18 protein-coding genes are annotated in these 18,252 nt (G+C 55.5%); 16 read left to right on the forward strand and 2 right to left on the reverse strand.

What is annotated here, in order from left to right; translation table 11 throughout:
* Positions 1–83 precede the first annotated feature (83 nt).
* The 8 genes from tauA to FHW17_RS04175 all read left to right on the forward strand — a co-directional run bounded on the left by tauA (position 84) and on the right by FHW17_RS04175 (position 7,846).
* On the forward strand, positions 84–1,091 hold the full coding sequence (gene tauA / locus FHW17_RS04140) for a taurine ABC transporter substrate-binding protein (RefSeq protein WP_112522912.1): 1,008 nt from the start codon (positions 84–86) through the stop codon (positions 1,089–1,091).
* Between the two features lie 112 nt (positions 1,092–1,203).
* Positions 1,204–1,977: a taurine ABC transporter ATP-binding protein gene (locus FHW17_RS04145; RefSeq protein ID WP_112522913.1), complete on the forward strand. Its 774-nt coding sequence runs from the start codon at positions 1,204–1,206 to the stop codon at positions 1,975–1,977.
* Positions 1,974–2,834, forward strand: a complete 861-nt coding sequence (locus FHW17_RS04150) for an ABC transporter permease subunit (protein ID WP_112522914.1) — start codon at positions 1,974–1,976, stop codon at positions 2,832–2,834. Before FHW17_RS04145 ends, FHW17_RS04150 begins: the two co-directional genes overlap by 4 nt.
* A gap of 246 nt (positions 2,835–3,080) precedes the next feature.
* Complete coding sequence (locus FHW17_RS04155) at positions 3,081–4,001, forward strand: aliphatic sulfonate ABC transporter substrate-binding protein (protein ID WP_246706742.1); 921 nt, start codon at positions 3,081–3,083, stop codon at positions 3,999–4,001.
* A 22-nt stretch (positions 4,002–4,023) separates the two neighbouring features.
* Positions 4,024–5,193 carry an FMNH2-dependent alkanesulfonate monooxygenase gene (ssuD, locus tag FHW17_RS04160; protein ID WP_182509259.1) on the forward strand — a complete coding sequence of 390 codons (1,170 nt, stop codon included), beginning with the start codon at positions 4,024–4,026 and terminating at the stop codon, positions 5,191–5,193.
* The gene (locus FHW17_RS04165) at positions 5,190–5,969 is read left to right on the forward strand and encodes an ABC transporter permease subunit (protein WP_112522917.1); all 780 of its coding nucleotides are present in this window, start codon (positions 5,190–5,192) and stop codon (positions 5,967–5,969) included. Before ssuD ends, FHW17_RS04165 begins: the two co-directional genes overlap by 4 nt.
* Before the next feature lie 9 nt (positions 5,970–5,978).
* A complete protein-coding gene (locus FHW17_RS04170; RefSeq protein WP_113095423.1) occupies positions 5,979–6,785 on the forward strand; it encodes an ATP-binding cassette domain-containing protein in 807 nt (268 codons plus the stop codon).
* A 50-nt stretch (positions 6,786–6,835) separates the two neighbouring features.
* Positions 6,836–7,846, forward strand: a complete 1,011-nt coding sequence (locus tag FHW17_RS04175; RefSeq protein ID WP_182509260.1) for an isopenicillin N synthase family oxygenase — start codon at positions 6,836–6,838, stop codon at positions 7,844–7,846.
* A gap of 78 nt (positions 7,847–7,924) precedes the next feature.
* Here FHW17_RS04175 and fsa read toward each other — a convergent pair whose 3' ends face one another.
* Entirely contained in the window at positions 7,925–8,578 is a 654-nt protein-coding gene (gene fsa, locus FHW17_RS04180) for a fructose-6-phosphate aldolase (RefSeq protein ID WP_091879606.1), read from the reverse strand.
* Positions 8,579–8,669: 91 nt separating this feature from the next.
* Here fsa and FHW17_RS04185 point away from each other — a divergent pair, with 91 nt between their 5' ends.
* The 8 genes from FHW17_RS04185 to lepB all read left to right on the forward strand — a co-directional run bounded on the left by FHW17_RS04185 (position 8,670) and on the right by lepB (position 17,672).
* Entirely contained in the window at positions 8,670–10,853 is a 2,184-nt protein-coding gene (locus FHW17_RS04185) for a primosomal protein N' (protein WP_112522920.1), read from the forward strand.
* Positions 10,854–10,895: 42 nt separating this feature from the next.
* Entirely contained in the window at positions 10,896–11,285 is a 390-nt protein-coding gene (locus FHW17_RS04190) for a DUF4345 family protein (protein WP_112522921.1), read from the forward strand.
* A 244-nt stretch (positions 11,286–11,529) separates the two neighbouring features.
* Positions 11,530–12,090 carry a F0F1 ATP synthase subunit delta gene (locus FHW17_RS04195; RefSeq protein WP_091880225.1) on the forward strand — a complete coding sequence of 187 codons (561 nt, stop codon included), beginning with the start codon at positions 11,530–11,532 and terminating at the stop codon, positions 12,088–12,090.
* Positions 12,090–13,619 carry a F0F1 ATP synthase subunit alpha gene (atpA, locus tag FHW17_RS04200; RefSeq protein ID WP_091879611.1) on the forward strand — a complete coding sequence of 510 codons (1,530 nt, stop codon included), beginning with the start codon at positions 12,090–12,092 and terminating at the stop codon, positions 13,617–13,619. The genes FHW17_RS04195 and atpA overlap by 1 nt, the downstream gene beginning before the upstream one ends.
* Before the next feature lie 20 nt (positions 13,620–13,639).
* Positions 13,640–14,518 carry a F0F1 ATP synthase subunit gamma gene (locus tag FHW17_RS04205; RefSeq protein WP_112522922.1) on the forward strand — a complete coding sequence of 293 codons (879 nt, stop codon included), beginning with the start codon at positions 13,640–13,642 and terminating at the stop codon, positions 14,516–14,518.
* An 18-nt stretch (positions 14,519–14,536) separates the two neighbouring features.
* Positions 14,537–16,153 (forward strand): F0F1 ATP synthase subunit beta, encoded by a 1,617-nt coding sequence (gene atpD / locus FHW17_RS04210; RefSeq protein ID WP_112522923.1) that lies wholly within the window; start codon positions 14,537–14,539, stop codon positions 16,151–16,153.
* 91 nt (positions 16,154–16,244) lie between these two features.
* Positions 16,245–16,652: a F0F1 ATP synthase subunit epsilon gene (locus FHW17_RS04215; protein ID WP_112523123.1), complete on the forward strand. Its 408-nt coding sequence runs from the start codon at positions 16,245–16,247 to the stop codon at positions 16,650–16,652.
* 69 nt (positions 16,653–16,721) lie between these two features.
* On the forward strand, positions 16,722–17,672 hold the full coding sequence (gene lepB, locus FHW17_RS04220; protein ID WP_112522924.1) for a signal peptidase I: 951 nt from the start codon (positions 16,722–16,724) through the stop codon (positions 17,670–17,672).
* A gap of 29 nt (positions 17,673–17,701) precedes the next feature.
* On the opposite strand, the gene FHW17_RS04225 is transcribed toward lepB, so the two are convergent.
* Positions 17,702–18,223 (reverse strand): RNA pyrophosphohydrolase, encoded by a 522-nt coding sequence (locus FHW17_RS04225; protein ID WP_112522925.1) that lies wholly within the window; start codon positions 18,221–18,223, stop codon positions 17,702–17,704.
* Between the last annotated feature and the right edge of the window lie 29 nt (positions 18,224–18,252).

The following is an 18,252-nucleotide window of genomic DNA, read 5'->3' on the forward strand; positions in this document are numbered from 1 at the left end:
CAAACTTGGCAGATCGTAACTCTACAATCCGGGTAGAGATGACCAAAGTTGGAACGAAATGTTTCAACAGGTCAGGATCATCCATGTTCACCCGCCGTCATTTCCTCGCCGCGACGACTATTCTTGTCAGTCTCGGAACTTTCGCGTCCGCACAGGCGGAAGATCTTAAAATTACCATTGGTTATCAGACAGTGGTCGAGCCTTCAAAAGTGCCGCAGGCGGATGGGGTTTATGAAAAGACGACCTCTGCGAAAATCGACTGGCGGAAATTCGATTCCGGCGCGGATGTGATCGCTGCCGTTGCCTCCGGCTCTGTCGATATTGGTTATGTCGGATCAAGCCCGCTGGCCGCTGCTGCAAGCCGTGAACTTCCCATCCAGACCATTCTCGTTGTCGGGCTTATCGGCGAATCGGAAGCACTGGTCGCGCGCAATGGTTCCAATGTCAGCAAGATTGCGGATCTCAGTGGAAAGAAAGTGGCTGTGCCCTTTGTTTCAACCACCCATTATAGTCTGCTTGCCGCGTTGAAGCATGAGGGCGTCGACGCAAAATCAGTCAATATTCTCAACCTGCGCCCACCGGAAATCGCCGCCGCTTGGGAGCGCGGTGATATCGATGCGGCCTATGTGTGGGACCCGGCACTTGGCCAGATCAGGACCACAGGAAAAATCATTGTCGATTCGTCTAAAGTTGCCGAGTGGGGCGCGCCAACCTTTGATGCGTGGATCGTTCGCACGGAGTTTGCGGAAGCACATCCCGACGCGGTGCGCGACTTCGTCAAAGTAACCGGCGCTGCCTATGCGGATTATCTGGCCAAACCAGATGCGTGGTCAGCAACGTCAGCCCAAGCCGAAAAGATCAGCCACCTGACCGGGGCGAAGGTCGATGAGGTGCCATCGCTGTTGAAGGGGTATGTCTTCCCGCCGTTGGCAGAACAGGCTTCCGCGAAGTTCCTCGGTGGCGACACGGTGAAAGCCATCGCAGCCACGTCACAGTTTCTGAAAGAGCAGGGGAAGATCGATGCGGTTCTTCCTGATTATTCAAAATATGCAACGGTAAAGTTCGTGGAGGCGGCGCTCGCATCGAACTGAGTTCAAAACGTTATAGCGCGGGGGCGTTCGTGCGTCCTTTCCGGTTTTCGCGGGCCCCTCTCCCCCGGATACCGGAAAGGCCACGAACGCCGCCGTTCAACCGGTGAAATTCATGGCACATCTCGTTCTCGATCTTGTTTCGGTCCATTATGACGGTCAGGCCCAACCTGCCGTTACGCAGGCAAGTATTTCCGTCAAATCAGGTGATTTCCTTGTGCTTGTTGGCCGCTCCGGTTGTGGCAAGACCACGCTGCTCAACACGGCTGCCGGGTTGATTTCACCGACCGGCGGTACTGTGACAGTAAATGGGAAAAAAATAACTGCGCCCGGCGCTGATCGGGCTGTGGTGTTTCAGAACGATGCCCTATTTCCCTGGCTGAGTGTCAGGGACAATGTCAGCTTTGCTCTCAAGTTGCGCGGTATACCCGCACAAGAACGAGATGCTGTTGCTTCGCGTCTGCTTGAACTGGTCAAGCTTGATGGCATTGGCGGAAAGGCAATTTGGGAATTGTCCGGCGGTATGCGCCAGAGGGTGGGCTTGGCGCGGGCATTGGCGGCGGAACCGGATTTTCTGCTGATGGATGAGCCGCTGGGCGCGCTCGATGCCTTGACGCGCGAGCGGATGCAGACATTGCTTCTCGATATATGGGCGACCAATAATATCGGTGTTCTGATGGTCACACACGGTATCGATGAAGCGCTGTTGCTGGCAACGCGCATCGTGGTTCTGGCGCCGGGGCCTGGCCGGGTTGTCAGGCAGATTGATGCCGGCTTCGGCCGTCGCTACGTCAGCGGTGAACCCGTCCGGTCGATCAAGGCTGATTCCGCGTTCAATCGGGCGCGAACCGAACTTGAAGACTCAATTTTTGAAGGAGAGGCGGCATGACGCTCTCCGCAGAAACGAGCCGGGATATAGGCGATGTCGCCGCTGTAAGCACAACGAAACAGTCTGAAGTGAAGGCCGTAAAGGCCTCACCGGCAAGGACAGCCCGGATTGCAAGCGCAATCACTATTTTCGGCCTGTTGTTGTTCTGGATTGTCTCGGCGCATTTCAAACTGGTTTCGCCGGTTTTTCTGCCATCACCATCGGCAGTTCTGTGGAAGTTCTACAGCGTTTCAACAAACGGTTTTGTGGACGCCACGCTCTGGCAGCATTTGCTCGCCAGCCTGCTGCGGGTGTTTGCAGCACTGTTACTTGCGCTGGTTGTGGCCGTTCCGGCTGGTATTGCGATTGGTGTCAGCGCTATCGGGCGCGGCATTTTTGATCCGATCATTGAATTCATCAGGCCCATCCCGCCGCTGGCCTATCTGCCACTTGTGATTATCTGGTTTGGTATCGGTGAACCGTCCAAGATTCTTGTGATTGCAATTGCCATGCTGGCGCCCATCGCGATTTCGACAGCCGCTGGTGTCAAAGGTGCTTCACTCGACCGGATCAATGCGGCCCGTGCGCTTGGTGCCACACGAGCACAGGTTGTCCGCCATGTGATCTTGCCGAGCGCGCTACCATCCATCCTGACGGGGCTGCGTATTGCGCTTGGTGCCGGATGGTCGACATTGGTTGCGGCCGAACTGGTGGCGGCGACGCGTGGTCTTGGTTTCATGATCCAGTCAGCGGCGCAGTTTCTGGTAACGGACGTTGTCATCATGGGAATCTTTGTTATCGCTGTTGTCGCATTCATTCTGGAAATTGGCATCAGACGGTTGGAACGTTTTCTGGTGCCTTGGGCAGGGCGGGAATAGATAACTCTCGCCAACAGGAAGGCTTTGCGGAAAACCACACGGCCTTTGCTTTGGCTCGCGCACCTGCAAGAAAACCAATCCGCATGGCCATGATTATACGAAATAATTTTTCTCTATAGAAATAGTCGAGTTTAATAGCATTGAGCCATTCCTGATTACGGGATGGACCATCAGCCAAGGTTCTCCCAAACCAAAGAATTGTGAGAGCCCATGCCCAATCTGACGCGCAGACTATTCGGTGCCCTTATGCTCGCAGCAACAGCTGTGGCGGCAACAGGTTCCTATGCCGCTGAACCGCTGCAGGAATATAAGATCGGTTTCCAGAAAACGAGCCTGCCCGTTATCGCCCAGCAGCAAAAGGTCATCGAAAAGGCTCTGGAGCCGAAGGGCGTCAAGGTCAAATGGGTCGAGTTCTCAGCCGGCCCGCCGCTAGTCGAAGCACTCAATGTTGGCAGCATCAACGTGGGATGGGTTGGCGATGCGCCGCCGATTTTCGGACAATCGGCGGGTTCGGCGATTGTCTATGTCGCGGCGCTGCCATCGAACGGTAAGGGCGAGGCGATCTTCGTCAAACCCAATTCTTCCATCCAGTCGCTTGCCGATCTGAAAGGTAAAAAAGTTGGCGTCGGCAAAGGAACCAGTGCGCAAAATCTGCTTGTCGCAGCGCTGGAGAAAGCCAATATCGGTTACGATGAAATCACTCCAGTTTACCTAAGCCCCGCAGATGCAGCCGCGGCTTTTGCCAGTGACAAGATCGATGCATGGGCTGTGTGGGATCCGTTCTTTGCCATTGCCGAGACACGCTATCAGCCGCGCATTCTGGCGCGCTCCAGCGACGTGCTCAACGTTAACACCTACTTTCTGGCCAATCGCGATTTTGCAGCAGCGCATCCCGATGTCGTAACGACAACCATCGGCGCGCTAAAGGAAGCGGCAAGTTGGGCTGAAGCCAACAAGGACAAGGTGGCGGCTGCGCTTCACGCCGTCACAGGCGTTCCGCTTGATGCGCAGACAATTGCCGCGAACCGTAGTGTGTTCGGCATATTCCCGATCACTCCAGAGATCGTCGCACATCAGCAGGAAACAGCGGACCGGTTCTTCAAGCTGAAGCTGATCCCCAACGCCATCAAGATTTCAGATGCCGTTTGGACGGCACCGGGTAACTGAACGGAATAATTGGAAACACGTCATGACGCAGCCAGCAAACACCTCGCAAGCCCCGCTCGATTTCTTCTGGTTTATTCCCACGCACGGGGATGGAACCTATCTTGGTTCGGAAACCCAGCAGCGACCGCCGGAGTTCGCCTATTTCAAAGAAATTGCGCAGGCGGTGGACCGGTTGGGTTTTCCCGGGGTGCTATTGCCGACCGGGCAGAGCTGCGAAGATTCATGGATTACCGCCACAGGCCTTGCCGCCCATACGGAGCGGTTGAAATTTCTGGTGGCATTGCGTCCGGGCATCGTCTCGCCGGTGTTTGCTGCCCGTCAGACTGCCGCGCTTGATCGGCTCAGCAATGGCCGTCTGCTGCTCAATGTGGTCGTCGGTGGCAACCCGACGGAACTGGCTGGTGATGGCGTTTTCCTGCCACATGACCAGCGGTATGAGCAGGCTGCCGAATTCCTGAAAATCTGGCAGGGGCTGGTCACTGGAGAGACTGTTAATTTCGAAGGAAAGCATTACCGGGTTCAGGGCGGTCGGCTTGATCTGCTGCCTGTTCAGACACCGCCACCACTTTACTTCGGTGGTTCGTCCGATGCCGGTCAGGATTTGGCCGCTGAACAAGTGGATATGTATCTGACCTGGGGCGAGCCTGTCGCTCAGGTCGCCGAGAAGATCGGGCGCGCCCGCAAGAAGGCGGCGCTCAAGGGCCGCAAGTTGCGGTTCGGCATCCGGCTGCATTTCATCGTTCGTGAGACGGAAGACGAGGCATGGGCTGCGGCAGACAGGCTGATCAGCCGTGTGACCGATTCCCAGATCGAGATTGCGCAGCAACGTTTCCTCAAAGAGATGGATTCCGTTGGCCAGCGCCGTATGGCGGAACTGCATGGTGGCCGCCGCGACAAGCTGCTCGTCGGGCCTAACCTGTGGGCCGGTGTCGGACTGGTGCGCGGCGGTGCCGGTACGGCTCTGGTCGGCAGTCCTGACAGTATTGCAGCGCGTATCCGCGAATATCAGGATGTGGGTATCGATACGATCATTGGCTCCGGTTATCCGCATCTCGAAGAGGCCTATCGTGTGGCCGAGCTGCTATTCCCGAAGCTGGAATTGGGTGGCCGGAAAAACACACTGCATCAAAACATTGCCAATGAATTTGCCGTTGGTTTCCACGGGGAAAAACGATTGCAGGCCTCCTCATGAACAGGGCGCTTCAATCCATTGGTCGCAGCGCTATAGGCTGGCTTTTGCCAGCCCTATTGCTGATTGGCTGGGAAATTGCATCCCGCGCCGGTCTTATCGCGGCCAATGTCCTGCCTGCGCCCTCGGCGGTTGGCAGTGCATTCTGGAAACTGCTTCTGTCTGGCGAACTCCTTGAGAATATCCGTATATCGACCCTGCGCGCCCTCAGCGGCTTTGTCGTTGGTGGCGCTATCGGCTTTGGCCTCGGTCTTGCCAATGGTCTTTCAGCGCTCAGCCGGGGGCTGACCGATACCACCATCCAGATGATCCGCAATATTCCGCACCTTGCGCTCATTCCGCTGGTCATTTTGTGGTTTGGTATTGATGAGGAAGCAAAGCTGTTTCTGGTCGCGCTTGGCGTTTTTTTCCCGATCTATATCAATACGCTGCTCGGCATTCAGGGTGTTGATCCGCAATTGGTTGAAATGGGCCGCATATATGGTATGTCGCGCTCCCAGCTCTTTACGCGGGTGATCCTTCCGGGTGCCTTACCCTCAATATTTGTCGGGCTGCGCTATGCGCTCGGGATCATGTGGCTGACGCTGATCGTTGCGGAAACCATCTCCGCTTCATCAGGCCTTGGCTATATGGCGATGCAGGCACGGGAATTCCTGCTGATTGATGTGGTTGTTCTGTCGATCCTGATCTACGCGCTTCTCGGAAAACTCGCCGATGCCTTGGCGCGATATCTTGAGCGGCTTTCCCTGCAATGGCATCCCGCCTTTCAAACCGTGTGAGGAATGACGATGACCGCAGCCACCATTACCGCCCTCCGATCTTTTGCCGATACCACAGCGCGTGTGACTGTGCCGTCACGGGAGCGCAAGCTCGCCTTTTCGTTCCGTAACGTTACCAAACAGTTTGGCGAAAAGACTGTACTACAGGGTATCGACCTTGATGTTTACGACGGTCAGTTCGTTGCCATTATCGGCAAGAGCGGTTGCGGCAAGAGTACATTGCTGCGGCTTCTGGCAGGTCTTGATAAGTCGACATCGGGCGAACTTGTGCATGGCGCGGAAACGAAGGACCAGAAGCGTACCCGCATCATGTTTCAGGAACCAAGGCTGCTGCCATGGGCGCGGGTCGGGGCCAATGTGGATGTCGGGCTGACCGGTATCGCTAGGGGAAGTGAGGTTCGCCGGAAGACCCTCGATATCCTTGCGGAAGTTGGGCTTGCCGATCGCAGCGAGGAATGGCCGTCTGTGCTGTCAGGCGGTCAACGCCAGCGTGTGGCGCTTGCCCGTGCTCTGGTGGGGCATCCCAGCATTCTCGCGCTGGATGAACCGCTCGGCGCGCTTGATGCGTTAACGCGGATCGAGATGCAGCAATTGCTCGAGCGTATCTGGATTGCCAAGAAATTTACGGCGGTTCTGGTCACGCATGATGTGGCGGAAGCGGTTTCCCTGGCGGATCGTGTTGTTGTGATTGACAGTGGCCGCATTGCGCTCGATCTGGCGATACCGGTGGAGCGACCGCGCCGCCATGCATCGCCGGAACTTGCTTTCTTTGAACGTCAGATTTTGGATCAGCTTTACAAGCAAAAAGCGCCTTGAAGTCGAGCGGTTTGCGATAGACAATCCAGCCGCATGCGGAGATCCTGATCATGAGCGCCCTGCCCAAAACCGACAGCCTGCCGACCCTCGATTTCCGCCGTTATCGCGATCCGGCGCAACGGGAAGATTTCTTCGAAGATTTGCGCCATGCCGCGCGAACCTACGGTTTCTTTTATCTGAGCGGTCACGGCGTTTCCGAGCAGTTGCAACGGGATATCGTTGCCATTTCCAAGCGATTCTTTGCCTTGCCCGAAGCGGACAAGATTGCGGTTGAAATGGTCAATTCTCCGCATTTTCGTGGCTATACCCGCGCAGGCTGGGAGCGGACCAAGGGCCAAGCCGACTGGCGGGAACAGTTTGATGTGGGAGCGGAACGGCAGGTTGTCAAACAGGATGCCACAACGCCTCCATGGTCGCGGCTACAGGGTCCCAATCAATGGACTGATGCATTGCCTGATCTGAAATCCATTGTGCTGGAATGGCAGAGCGAATTGACCCGTGTCGCCATCGAACTGCTACAGGCATTTGCCACGGCGCTTGGTCAGGACAAGGATGTGTTCAAGCCCATTTATGAAAAAGCGCCAAATCAGCATCTGAAAATCATCCGCTATCCCGGCCGCGATGCCACAGGCAGCGATCAGGGCGTCGGCGCGCACAAGGATAGTGGTTTTCTGACGTTGCTCCTGCAGGATGTGCAGGGAGGCTTGCAGGTCGAGAAGGATGGTGGCTGGATTGATGCCACGCCGGTTCCCGGCACGTTCGTTATCAATATTGGTGAAATTCTTGAGCTTGCTTCAAACGGTTATCTCAAAGCGACCGTCCACCGGGTTATCACGCCGCCATCGGGTAAGGACCGGTTGTCAGTGGCCTTCTTTTTTGGTGCTGACCTCAACGCCAACGTACCACTGTTGAAGCTGCCTGATGATCTTGCGCAGGAAGCGGGTGGTGCCGATGCGGACCCGGATAATCCGCTGTTCCGGGAAGTCGGGCGCAACTATCTCAAGGGGCGTCTGCGCTCACATCCTGATGTTGCAGAGCGCCACCATTCTGATCTGTTGTAGGTGCCAATCCTCTCCCCGAAACAAAAAGCCCGCCGGTTTTGAACCAGCGGGCGATTTTTTTGAACAGTGTCTGACCTATCAGGCGATCTTCTGACCGGTCTTCGCCCAATCGGCGAGGAAGGTTTCAAGACCCTTGTCCGTCAGCGGATGCTTGACGAGCGACTTCAATGTTGCCGGCGGGATAGTGGCAACGTCAGCGCCGATCAGAGCAGCTTCCTTGACGTGGTTGACCGTGCGGATCGAAGCGGCAAGGATTTCGGTCTTGTAATCATAATTGTCATAGATCGTGCGGATTTCGGCGATCAGGTCCATGCCATTGATGCCCATGTCATCGATACGGCCAATGAATGGCGAGATGAATGTCGCACCAGCCTTGGCAGCAAGCAGCGCCTGTGTGGCCGAGAAGCACAATGTTACGTTGACCATGTGGCCATCTGACGTGAGCGCCTTACAAGCCTTCAAACCGTCGAGGGTCAGTGGAACCTTGATGCAGATGTTCTTGGCGATCTTCGAAAGAACCGCGGCTTCTTTCATCATCTGTTCGTATTCGGTCGCGGCAACTTCAGCTGATACGGGGCCATCAACGATGCTGCAAATCTCTTTGGTGACTTCCAGGATACTGCGGCCGGATTTCAGGATCAGCGACGGGTTGGTGGTTACGCCGTCGAGCAATCCGAGATCATTGAGTTCACGGATATCCTTCACATCGGCAGTATCAACGAAAAATTTCATTGGAGCAGTCCTCCTTAAATGGGGCTAAAGGGATGGTGTCCCGGAAAAGTGGCTTTTCTTTAACTGAAAGCCGCGCCAAGGTCACGAGGTTATGACGCAAGATTCGCCTTCCGTGCAAAAAATAGTTCCAGTGCTCGTGCCTATGCCGGCAGCGAAGCCCTATAGCTATGCCGTGCCTGAAGGAATGGAAGTCCAAGCCGGCTCAATTGTTCGTGTTCCTTTGGGTCCGCGTGAGGTTGCGGGCATTGTGACCGAAGGCTCGACCGACTCGATTGATGCGAAAAAGCTCAGGCCAATTTCCGAGCTTTTCGATTGCCCGCCCGTTGATAATGACATGATGCGCTTCATGCGCTGGGCTGCCGATTATACGATTTCGCCGCCCGGTATGGTGGCGCGGATGATCTTGCGGGTTCCCGCCGCTTTTGATCCGGAACCGCCGGTGCCGGGCTTGCGCTTTTCTGGCCAGCAGCCTGAACGGTTGACAGGTGCGCGCTCACGCGTGCTTGAACTTGCAAGTGACGGCTTTGCATGGACGCGCACTGGTCTTGCCCACGCGGCAGGGGTTTCAGCAACGGTGATTGACGGGCTTTCAGCACAGGGCGTGTTCGAAGAAGTCATGATTCCGGCGCGTCCCGTCGTTGCGCCGCCTGATCCCGATTATGCGCCCGCCGAACTTTCTGGCGATCAGTCCGATGCGGCAAAGCAATTGGTGGATGCGGTTTCGACAGGTGGTTTCTCGGTCTCCCTGCTGGATGGGGTGACGGGTTCCGGCAAGACGGAAGTCTATTTTGAAGCGGTGGCCAAGGCGATTGAACAGGGCAAGCAGGTGCTGATCCTTCTGCCCGAAATCGCGCTGACACAGCAGTTTCTGGAGCGATTCCATGATCGGTTTGGCTCAAAGCCCGCCGAATGGCATTCCGATCTTGCACCGAAGACGCGCGAACGTGTCTGGCGGCAGGTGATGGAAGGTCAGGTGCGCGTCGTTGCGGGAGCCCGCTCGGCGCTTTTCCTGCCGTTTCAGGACCTTGGTCTTATCGTTGTCGATGAAGAGCACGATCCCGCCTACAAGCAGGAAGACCGCGTTTTCTATAATGCACGCGATATGGCCGTGGTTCGCGGGCATATTGGCAGTTTTCCGGTTATTCTGGCCTCGGCAACACCGTCCGTTGAAAGTCAGGTCAATGCACTGCAAGGGCGCTACACCCGCATCCGTCTGACGGGGCGTTATGCGGAAGCGGCAATGCCTGATCTGAAGGCCATCGATATGCGCCGGTCGCCGCCACGTCCCGGCGGGTTCCTGTCCCCTGCACTTGTCGAGGCAATGAACCAGACGCTGCAACGCAAGGAACAGTCGCTGCTGTTTCTCAACCGCCGCGGTTATGCTCCGCTGACACTATGCCGGGTATGCGGGCATCGTTTTCAATGTCCATGCTGTTCAAGCTGGCTGGTCGAGCACCGGTTTCGCGGCCAACTTGTCTGCCATCAATGCGGACATCATGAACCCCGGCCAGAGGCCTGCCCGTCCTGCGGAACGCTGGATCATCTGGTTGCCTGCGGTCCCGGTGTCGAGCGCATAGCCGAGGAGGCTGAAAAGACCTTTCCCGATGCGCGCATCATCGTCCTGTCCTCTGATTTGATGGGGGTAAAACGTCTGCGGCTGGAACTTGATGCGATTGCACGCGGCGAGGCGGATATTGTCATCGGCACGCAGCTTGTCGCCAAAGGGCACAACTTTCCCAATATGACACTGGTTGGCGTTGTCGATGCGGATCTGGGGCTTGCCAATGGCGACCCGCGTGCAGCAGAGCGCACGTTCCAGTTGCTGAGCCAAGTGACGGGCCGTGCCGGTCGTACGGGCAAAAAGAGCCTAGGGTTGTTGCAGACCTATCAGCCCGATCATCCGGTTATGCGGGCGATTATTTCCGGTGATGCGGAAGCGTTCTATGCGCGGGAAATAGAAGAGCGTGAAAGATCTGGCCTGCCACCCTATGGGAGATTGGGGGCGCTTATCATTTCGGCAGGAACACGGGCGGAAGCGGAAACCCATGCGCGGGCATTGCGCCGCGCTGCCCCGCACTCACCTGAAATCAATGTGCTTGGTCCTGCGGAAGCGCCATTGGCTCTCATTCGCGGGCGGCATCGCTTCCGGCTTTTGATTCACGGAACACGCAAGGCCGATATCCAGAACTTTATTCGCGCGATCCTGAGTGCCGGACCAAAAGAGCGTGGATCAGTGCGCGTGCAGATTGATATCGACCCGCAAAGCTTTCTATAAGCAAACAGCGGAAATGGTTAACGCGATGAGGGCGGAAGAATGATGGAATTGTATTGGCCAGCCAGTCAGGGCGAGTGGATTGCCTGGAGTTCTGCCGCCGTTACCGTTGTCTTTGGCCTGATCATGTTTTTTGCGCCGCGCATCGCATTCAAGATTTTGCGCCTGCAAACCGTGCCTGCCCATCCTGAAGCCTTGTCGGAAGCGCGCGCCACCATGGCGGGTTTCTATCTGGGGCTGGGACTTTGCGCACTTGTCTTTGCACAGCCCTTCCTGTGGATCGCGCTTGGCGTGTCCTGGGGCTTCACTGTTTTTGGCCGTCTGATCTCGATGATGTCCGATCGGGGCAACACGCTTTACAACTGGATTTCCGTCCTGATTGAACTGGCGCTGGCAGCAGGACCGTTGGCATTCGCCTTCGGCTTTATCGCCTAGTTCTTATGCCTGATAGTTGAGTGGTAAATTCATAAAATAGCTGCTGCGGCAATTCTGACGCCTGTTTTCGCGGATTCGCGTGTTGCGACTCCTGCTTCTCTATGCTAGACGGCATTCAAATCTCGTCGGGGGACAGTTTCAAGGTTGTTTCCGCGGCGATAAAAAATCAATAATGCCAAAGATTTGACCGAAAATTCCTTTTGGTTTCCCGGTTTTTGGCTTCAACGCAGAGAGCTTGTCGTTCGTGGCAGAAACTTCGTCGCTCATATCCGGTGTTGCCCAGCGTTATGCGGGCTCGCTGTTCGACCTCGCGCTGGAAGCAAAATCAGTCGCTGAAGTAGAAAAGAATCTGGGTCAATTCGAGGCGCTCGTCAATGGCAGCGCTGACCTGAAGCGCCTGATCGAGAGTCCGGTTTTTTCGGCGGAAGATCAGGAGAAGGCGATTTCCGCCGTCCTGGCCAAAGCCAAGATCGGTGGCCTCGTTGCCAATTTCCTGCGTGTCGTGGCTCAGAACCGCCGTCTGTTTGCGGTTCCATCCATGATCCAGGCCTTCCGCAACATCGCTGCTGAAAATCGCGGCGAGGTTTCGGCAGATGTTACTTCTGCGCATGCTTTGACTGCCGCGCAGCAAACAGAATTGAAGGCCACGCTGAAAAGCGTCGCCGGCAAGGACGTGACAATCAATGTCACCGTTGATCCGTCGATCCTTGGAGGTCTCATCGTCAAGTTGGGGTCCCGCCAGATCGACACTTCACTTCGCACAAAACTTTCTTCGCTTAAGCTTGTACTGAAAGAGGTCGGCTGATGGACATCCGCGCCGCGGAAATTTCCGCAATCCTGAAAGAGCAAATCAAGAATTTCGGCAAGGAGGCAGAAGTCTCTGAAGTCGGTCAGGTTCTGTCCGTCGGTGACGGTATTGCTCGTGTATATGGTCTGGACAATGTTCAGGCTGGTGAAATGGTCGAGTTCCCGGACGGTACCCGTGGCATGGCCCTGAACCTTGAAAGCGACAACGTCGGTGTTGTTATTTTCGGTTCGGACCGTGACATCAAGGAAGGTGACATCGTCAAGCGCACAGGCGCTATCGTTGACGTTCCAGTCGGCAAGGAATTGCTCGGTCGCGTTGTTGACGCACTCGGCAATCCAATCGACGGCAAGGGTCCGATCAAGGCAAAGCAGCGCTCACGCGTTGACGTCAAGGCACCCGGCATTATCCCCCGCAAGTCGGTGCATGAGCCAATGTCGACGGGCCTCAAGGCTATCGATGCTCTGATCCCGGTTGGTCGCGGCCAGCGCGAGCTGGTCATTGGTGACCGTCAGACCGGTAAGACTGCAATCATTCTCGACACGTTCCTCAATCAGAAGCCGGCTCACGATGCTGGCAATGAGAGCGAGCGTCTCTACTGCGTTTACGTTGCTATCGGCCAGAAGCGTTCGACTGTTGCGCAGTTCGTCAAGATCCTCGAAGAGCGCGGTGCGCTTGAATATTCCATCGTTGTTGCTGCGACGGCTTCCGATCCTGCGCCTATGCAGTATCTGGCACCATTCGCCGGCTGCGCCATGGGTGAATATTTCCGTGACAACGGCATGCATGCGCTGATCGGTTATGATGATCTGTCCAAGCAGGCTGTGGCTTACCGCCAGATGTCGCTGCTGCTGCGTCGTCCGCCGGGCCGCGAAGCTTATCCCGGCGACGTTTTCTATCTGCATTCCCGTCTGCTTGAGCGCTCTGCCAAGCTCAATGATGAGAATGGTGCTGGTTCCCTTACCGCTCTGCCGGTTATCGAAACTCAGGCGAACGACGTTTCGGCTTACATCCCGACCAACGTGATTTCGATCACTGATGGTCAGATCTTCCTCGAAACCAACTTGTTCTATCAGGGTATCCGCCCGGCTGTTAACGTCGGTCTGTCGGTTTCCCGCGTTGGTTCTGCCGCGCAGATCAAGGCGATGAAGCAGGTTGCCGGTTCGATCAAGGGTGAGCTGTCGCAGTACCGCGAAATGGCGGCCTTTGCGCAGTTCGGTTCCGATCTTGATGCTTCCACCCAGCGTCTGCTTAATCGCGGTGCGCGCCTCACTGAACTTCTGAAGCAGCCGCAGTTCTCGCCGCTGAAAACCGAAGAACAGGTTGCGGTCATTTTCGCTGGTGTGAATGGTTATCTCGACAAGCTGGCTGTTAATCAGGTCAGCAAGTTTGAGCAGGGCCTACTCACATGGCTGCGTACCGAGAGCAAGGATGTTCTGGATGCGATTGCCAAGGAAAAGCAGCTGAGCGACGATATCAAGGGCAAGCTTAAAGCTGCCGTTGATGCCTTTGCCAAGTCTTTCGCTTAAACCACTGACGGGATGAACGGATGCCTTCGTTAAAGGATCTGAGAAACCGGATCGCCTCGGTCAAGGCGACGCAGAAAATCACCAAGGCGATGCAAATGGTCGCCGCGGCGAAGCTGCGTCGTGCGCAGGAAGCTGCGGAAGCCGCGCGTCCCTATTCACAGCGCATGGCCGCAGTTCTGGCTAACATCGCCGCCAATGTTGATGGTGACGATGCGCCTATTCTGATGAGCGGAACCGGTAAGGATGACGTGCATTTGCTCATCGTCTGCACGTCGGAGCGCGGTCTTTGCGGCGGTTTCAACTCGCAGATCGTTCGTCTGGCCCGTGAACATGCGCGCCGCCTTCTCGCCGATGGCAAGACGGTCAAGATCATCACTGTTGGCAAGAAGGGTGCAGATATCCTGCGCCGCGATCTTGGCAAGCAGATAATCGAGCATGTTGATCTGCGTGAAGTAAAGCAGGTTGGTTTTGTCAACGCCGATCAGATCGGCCACAAGATCATCGCCCTTTACAATGAAGGTGCATTCGACGTCGCCACTTTGTTCTATTCGGAATTCAAGTCGGTGATTTCGCAGATTCCAACTGCACAGCAGCTGATCCCGGCCAGCGCCATTGGCGATGCCGAACCGGAAACAGCAGGCGATGCGGTTTATGAATATGAGCCAGATCCGGCCGCCATTCTCGGCGATCTGATCCCGCGTAATATTTCCGTCCAGGTTTTCCGCGCTCTCCTTGAAAACGCGGCATCGGAACAGGGTGCGCGCATGTCCGCCATGGACAACGCAACCCGCAATGCCGGTGACATGATCAACAAGTTGACAATGTCGTACAACCGTCAGCGTCAGGCTCAGATCACCAAAGAACTGATTGAAATCATTTCGGGCGCGGAAGCGCTCTAATCGCGAAGGTAAGGATCGATGGCAAAAGCAGCGACCCCGAAAACACCCGCAGCCGCCAAAGCAGCTGCACCCAAGGTAGCGGCTGCAAAAGTAGCTGCACCTAAAGCAGCAACTGCAAAAGCTGCTGCTCCGAAGGCTGAAGCAAAGGTTGCCGCTCCTGCAGCAGCAAAGACCGCCAAGGCATCGGGAACACCAAAGACTGCAGTGAAGACGACTGGTGTCGCCGGGCATATCAGCCAGGTCATCGGCGCCGTTGTCGACGTGCATTTTGAAGGCGGCAACCTGCCCAAAATTCTGAACGCGCTTGAAACCGACAACCTCGGCAACCGGCTTGTTCTGGAAGTTGCACAGCATCTGGGCGAAAACACTGTTCGCACCATCGCCATGGACTCGACCGAAGGTCTGGTTCGCGGCGCGCCAGTATATGACACAGGTTCGGCGATCATGGTTCCGGTTGGCCCGGAAACACTCGGCCGTATCATGAACGTCATCGGCGAGCCGGTTGATGAAGCTGGTCCGATCAAGGCCAAGCTGACCCGCGCTATTCACCAGCCAGCTCCTGAGTATGTCGAGCAGTCGACAGAAGCCCAGATCCTGGTAACGGGCATCAAGGTTATCGATCTGCTCGCACCTTATGCTCGTGGTGGTAAGATCGGCCTCTTCGGCGGTGCTGGCGTTGGCAAGACGGTTCTGATCATGGAATTGATCAACAACGTCGCCAAGGCGCATGGTGGTTACTCGGTATTTGCCGGTGTGGGTGAACGTACCCGTGAGGGCAACGATCTTTACCACGAAATGATCGAATCCGGCGTGAACAAGGAAGGCGGCGGCGAAGGCTCCAAGGCTGCACTGGTTTACGGTCAGATGAACGAGCCACCAGGGGCGCGTGCCCGTGTTGCTCTGTCGGGTCTGACGGTTGCCGAGCATTTCCGTGATGAAGGTCAGGACGTTCTGTTCTTCGTGGACAATATTTTCCGCTTCACGCAGGCTGGTTCCGAATTGTCCGCTCTGCTTGGACGTATTCCATCCGCTGTGGGTTATCAGCCAACGCTGGCAACCGACATGGGCCAGATGCAGGAACGCATCACCACGACGCATAAGGGTTCGATCACATCCGTGCAGGCCATTTACGTGCCCGCCGACGATTTGACCGATCCGGCGCCTGCGACATCCTTCGCGCATCTTGATGCGACGACGAACCTCAACCGTGCGATCTCTGAAAAGGGTATTTATCCGGCTGTGGACCCGCTCGACTCGACATCACGCATGCTCGATCCGCTGATCGTTGGTGAAGAACATTACGCGATTGCCCGTCAGGTGCAGTCGATCCTGCAGCGTTACAAGTCCTTGCAGGATATCATCGCCATTCTCGGCATGGACGAACTGTCGGAAGAAGACAAGATCACGGTCGCCCGCGCCCGCAAGATCGAACGCTTCCTGTCGCAGCCGTTCTTCGTTGCTGAAATCTTCACCGGTTCGCCGGGCAAGCTGGTTGATCTGGCTGACACCATCAAGGGTTTCAAAGGCCTTTGCAATGGTGACTATGATCACCTGCCGGAAGCAGCATTCTACATGGTCGGCTCCATTGACGAGGCGATTGAAAAGGCACAGCGTCTGGCAGCAGAAGCAGCCTGATCTGGAATATAATGGCGGGCTTCGGCCCGCCCTTTCTTGTCAAGGCCATCCCTTCTATCAGGTCAATGACCGCAGGAATTGAGTGAATATCATGGCAGAAGCCTTCCATTTTGAACTTGTGTCACCCGAACGTCTGCTCCTCTCGGAACAAGTCACCGAAGTTGTGGTTCCGGGTACGGAAGGCTATATGACAGTGATGGCTCACCATGCGCCGCTGATGGCGACTGTGAAGCCGGGCGTTGTTACGGTGAAGCTGGCTGACGGCAAGCCCGACAGCTATGTCGTGTTCGGTGGTTTTGTTGATGTGACGCCCGATGGCTGCACGCTTCTTGCTGAGTCGGCGGTACACGTCACTGATATAAAGGCTGATGAACTTCAGAACCGTATCAAAGATGCCCGCGAAGATTTCGAAGATGCGACAACGCGTGAACAGCGCGCAAAAGCAGAGGATCTTCTTGGTCAGTTGACGACCTTGCAGGAAGCCATCAAGACTGCTTGATTGATCATATGCAATCGACAATGATTGAAAGCGGGCCTTGGGTCCGCTTTTTTGTTGTGAGGGTCTTCTATGTCATTATCGACGCCGCGCGGTCCAGTTTCCACTTTCCTCATATCAATCTTGGGAGATCCGGTCGCTGGTTTGTTGTGGATTGGTCGAGGCCGGTTAGCTGTTCTCGCTGCGATCATACTATATGGCGCTGTAATTGCCGTTTGCTATGTGGGTATCCCGCCGTTTTCTCTTAAAGGGCTGCCAAGCCCGATCTTTCTGAATATTATAGTAAAAGTGGCGCTGGCAGTCGGTATTTGTATTCTTGCAATCAAATCCATCCCAAAATGGTATTCAAGAGGCTATAGCCTGATGCCGGTGTATATTGTTTGTTCGCTGCTTGTGGCGTTTGTGGTTCGCAGTTTCATTTTGCAGCCGTTTGATATTCCCAGTAGCAATATGGCGCCTACATTGGTTGTCGGCGATCATTTCCTAGCTTCAAAATCAGCCTATGGGTACAGCCGGTACAGCGTTCCGTTGGAGCTATTACCGATAGAGAGAAGCGTTCTCTCAAAAACTCCGGAGCGCGGTGATATCGTGGTATTCCGCACGAACGATGTTGATTATATTGCGCGGGTTATCGGTTTGCCGGGAGAAACGGTTCAGATGGTTGACGGTGTTCTCCACATCAATGGAAAGCCGGTTAAACTCGAAAAAATGGGTACCTATCCTTACGGCGAAGGCGGAACTAAGCGGCCGGTTCCCCTGGAGCGCGAGACCTTGCCGAATGGAATATCTTACGCAATCCTGAACATGATGGATGGAGGTTTAGGCGACAATACGAAAGTCTATGATATTCCTGCAGGACATTACTTCATGATGGGTGATAACAGGGATAATTCAGCCGATAGCCGTTTTGGACTTGGACCGGTTCCATTTGAGAATATCTTCGCCAAAGCGGTGCGGATTTTCTGGAATTCGGAAGGCATCAGTTATTCGGAACGGCAGTCCCTCGTTCCAGTGAAAGAATAAGTAATTTCGAGTGACGATAAATCTGGCTTTCAAGCCAGATGCTGGAAAACAGCCACAACCTGCTCATAAACCCGGCGCTTGAACGGCACGATGAGATCAGGCAATTGCGCCATCGGTTTCCATGCCCATTCATCAAATTCAGCCGTGTGGCCGCCGGGTGGAGGATTGATTGCGATCTCGCTTTCGTCGCCAGTGAATTGGTAGGCAAACCATTTCTGCGTCTGGCCGCGATATTTGCCTTTCAGCGCTATTCCAACGAGTTCGGGAGGCAAGTCATAATTGATCCAGTCTGCCGCTTCAGCGAGCAGGGAAACGGTTTTCATGCCGGTTTCCTCATAGAGTTCGCGCCGCGCCGCAATCTCGGCATCCTCGCCCTTGTCGATACCGCCCTGTGGCATCTGCCAAAGCTGGGTTGCGCCTTCCATCTCGTCATTGGGTATGACAATGCGATGTCCCGCCCAGACGAGCCTGTCTGCATTGAGGACCATAATGCCAACGCAAGGCCGGTAGGGGAGTGTCTCCGGGTCGACAGACCCATGTTTCTTGCTCATGAGATTACTCCACTGCGGGTGAGATGGTG

This window comes from Phyllobacterium sp. P30BS-XVII (assembly GCF_014138335.1).
Classification (GTDB): domain Bacteria; phylum Pseudomonadota; class Alphaproteobacteria; order Rhizobiales; family Rhizobiaceae; genus Phyllobacterium; species Phyllobacterium meliloti.

Coding starts and splice junctions, on each gene's coding strand:
- tauA (WP_112522912.1), top strand. CDS start 84: ATGTTCACCCGCCGTCATTTCCTCGCCGCGACGACTATTCTTGTCAGT.
- FHW17_RS04145 (WP_112522913.1), top strand. CDS start 1,204: ATGGCACATCTCGTTCTCGATCTTGTTTCGGTCCATTATGACGGTCAG.
- FHW17_RS04150 (WP_112522914.1), top strand. CDS start 1,974: ATGACGCTCTCCGCAGAAACGAGCCGGGATATAGGCGATGTCGCCGCT.
- FHW17_RS04155 (WP_246706742.1), top strand. CDS start 3,081: ATGCTCGCAGCAACAGCTGTGGCGGCAACAGGTTCCTATGCCGCTGAA.
- ssuD (WP_182509259.1), top strand. CDS start 4,024: ATGACGCAGCCAGCAAACACCTCGCAAGCCCCGCTCGATTTCTTCTGG.
- FHW17_RS04165 (WP_112522917.1), top strand. CDS start 5,190: ATGAACAGGGCGCTTCAATCCATTGGTCGCAGCGCTATAGGCTGGCTT.
- FHW17_RS04170 (WP_113095423.1), top strand. CDS start 5,979: ATGACCGCAGCCACCATTACCGCCCTCCGATCTTTTGCCGATACCACA.
- FHW17_RS04175 (WP_182509260.1), top strand. CDS start 6,836: ATGAGCGCCCTGCCCAAAACCGACAGCCTGCCGACCCTCGATTTCCGC.
- fsa (WP_091879606.1), bottom strand. CDS start 8,578: ATGAAATTTTTCGTTGATACTGCCGATGTGAAGGATATCCGTGAACTC.
- FHW17_RS04185 (WP_112522920.1), top strand. CDS start 8,670: ATGACGCAAGATTCGCCTTCCGTGCAAAAAATAGTTCCAGTGCTCGTG.
- FHW17_RS04190 (WP_112522921.1), top strand. CDS start 10,896: ATGGAATTGTATTGGCCAGCCAGTCAGGGCGAGTGGATTGCCTGGAGT.
- atpA (WP_091879611.1), top strand. CDS start 12,090: ATGGACATCCGCGCCGCGGAAATTTCCGCAATCCTGAAAGAGCAAATC.
- FHW17_RS04205 (WP_112522922.1), top strand. CDS start 13,640: ATGCCTTCGTTAAAGGATCTGAGAAACCGGATCGCCTCGGTCAAGGCG.
- atpD (WP_112522923.1), top strand. CDS start 14,537: ATGGCAAAAGCAGCGACCCCGAAAACACCCGCAGCCGCCAAAGCAGCT.
- FHW17_RS04215 (WP_112523123.1), top strand. CDS start 16,245: ATGGCAGAAGCCTTCCATTTTGAACTTGTGTCACCCGAACGTCTGCTC.
- lepB (WP_112522924.1), top strand. CDS start 16,722: ATGTCATTATCGACGCCGCGCGGTCCAGTTTCCACTTTCCTCATATCA.
- FHW17_RS04225 (WP_112522925.1), bottom strand. CDS start 18,223: ATGAGCAAGAAACATGGGTCTGTCGACCCGGAGACACTCCCCTACCGG.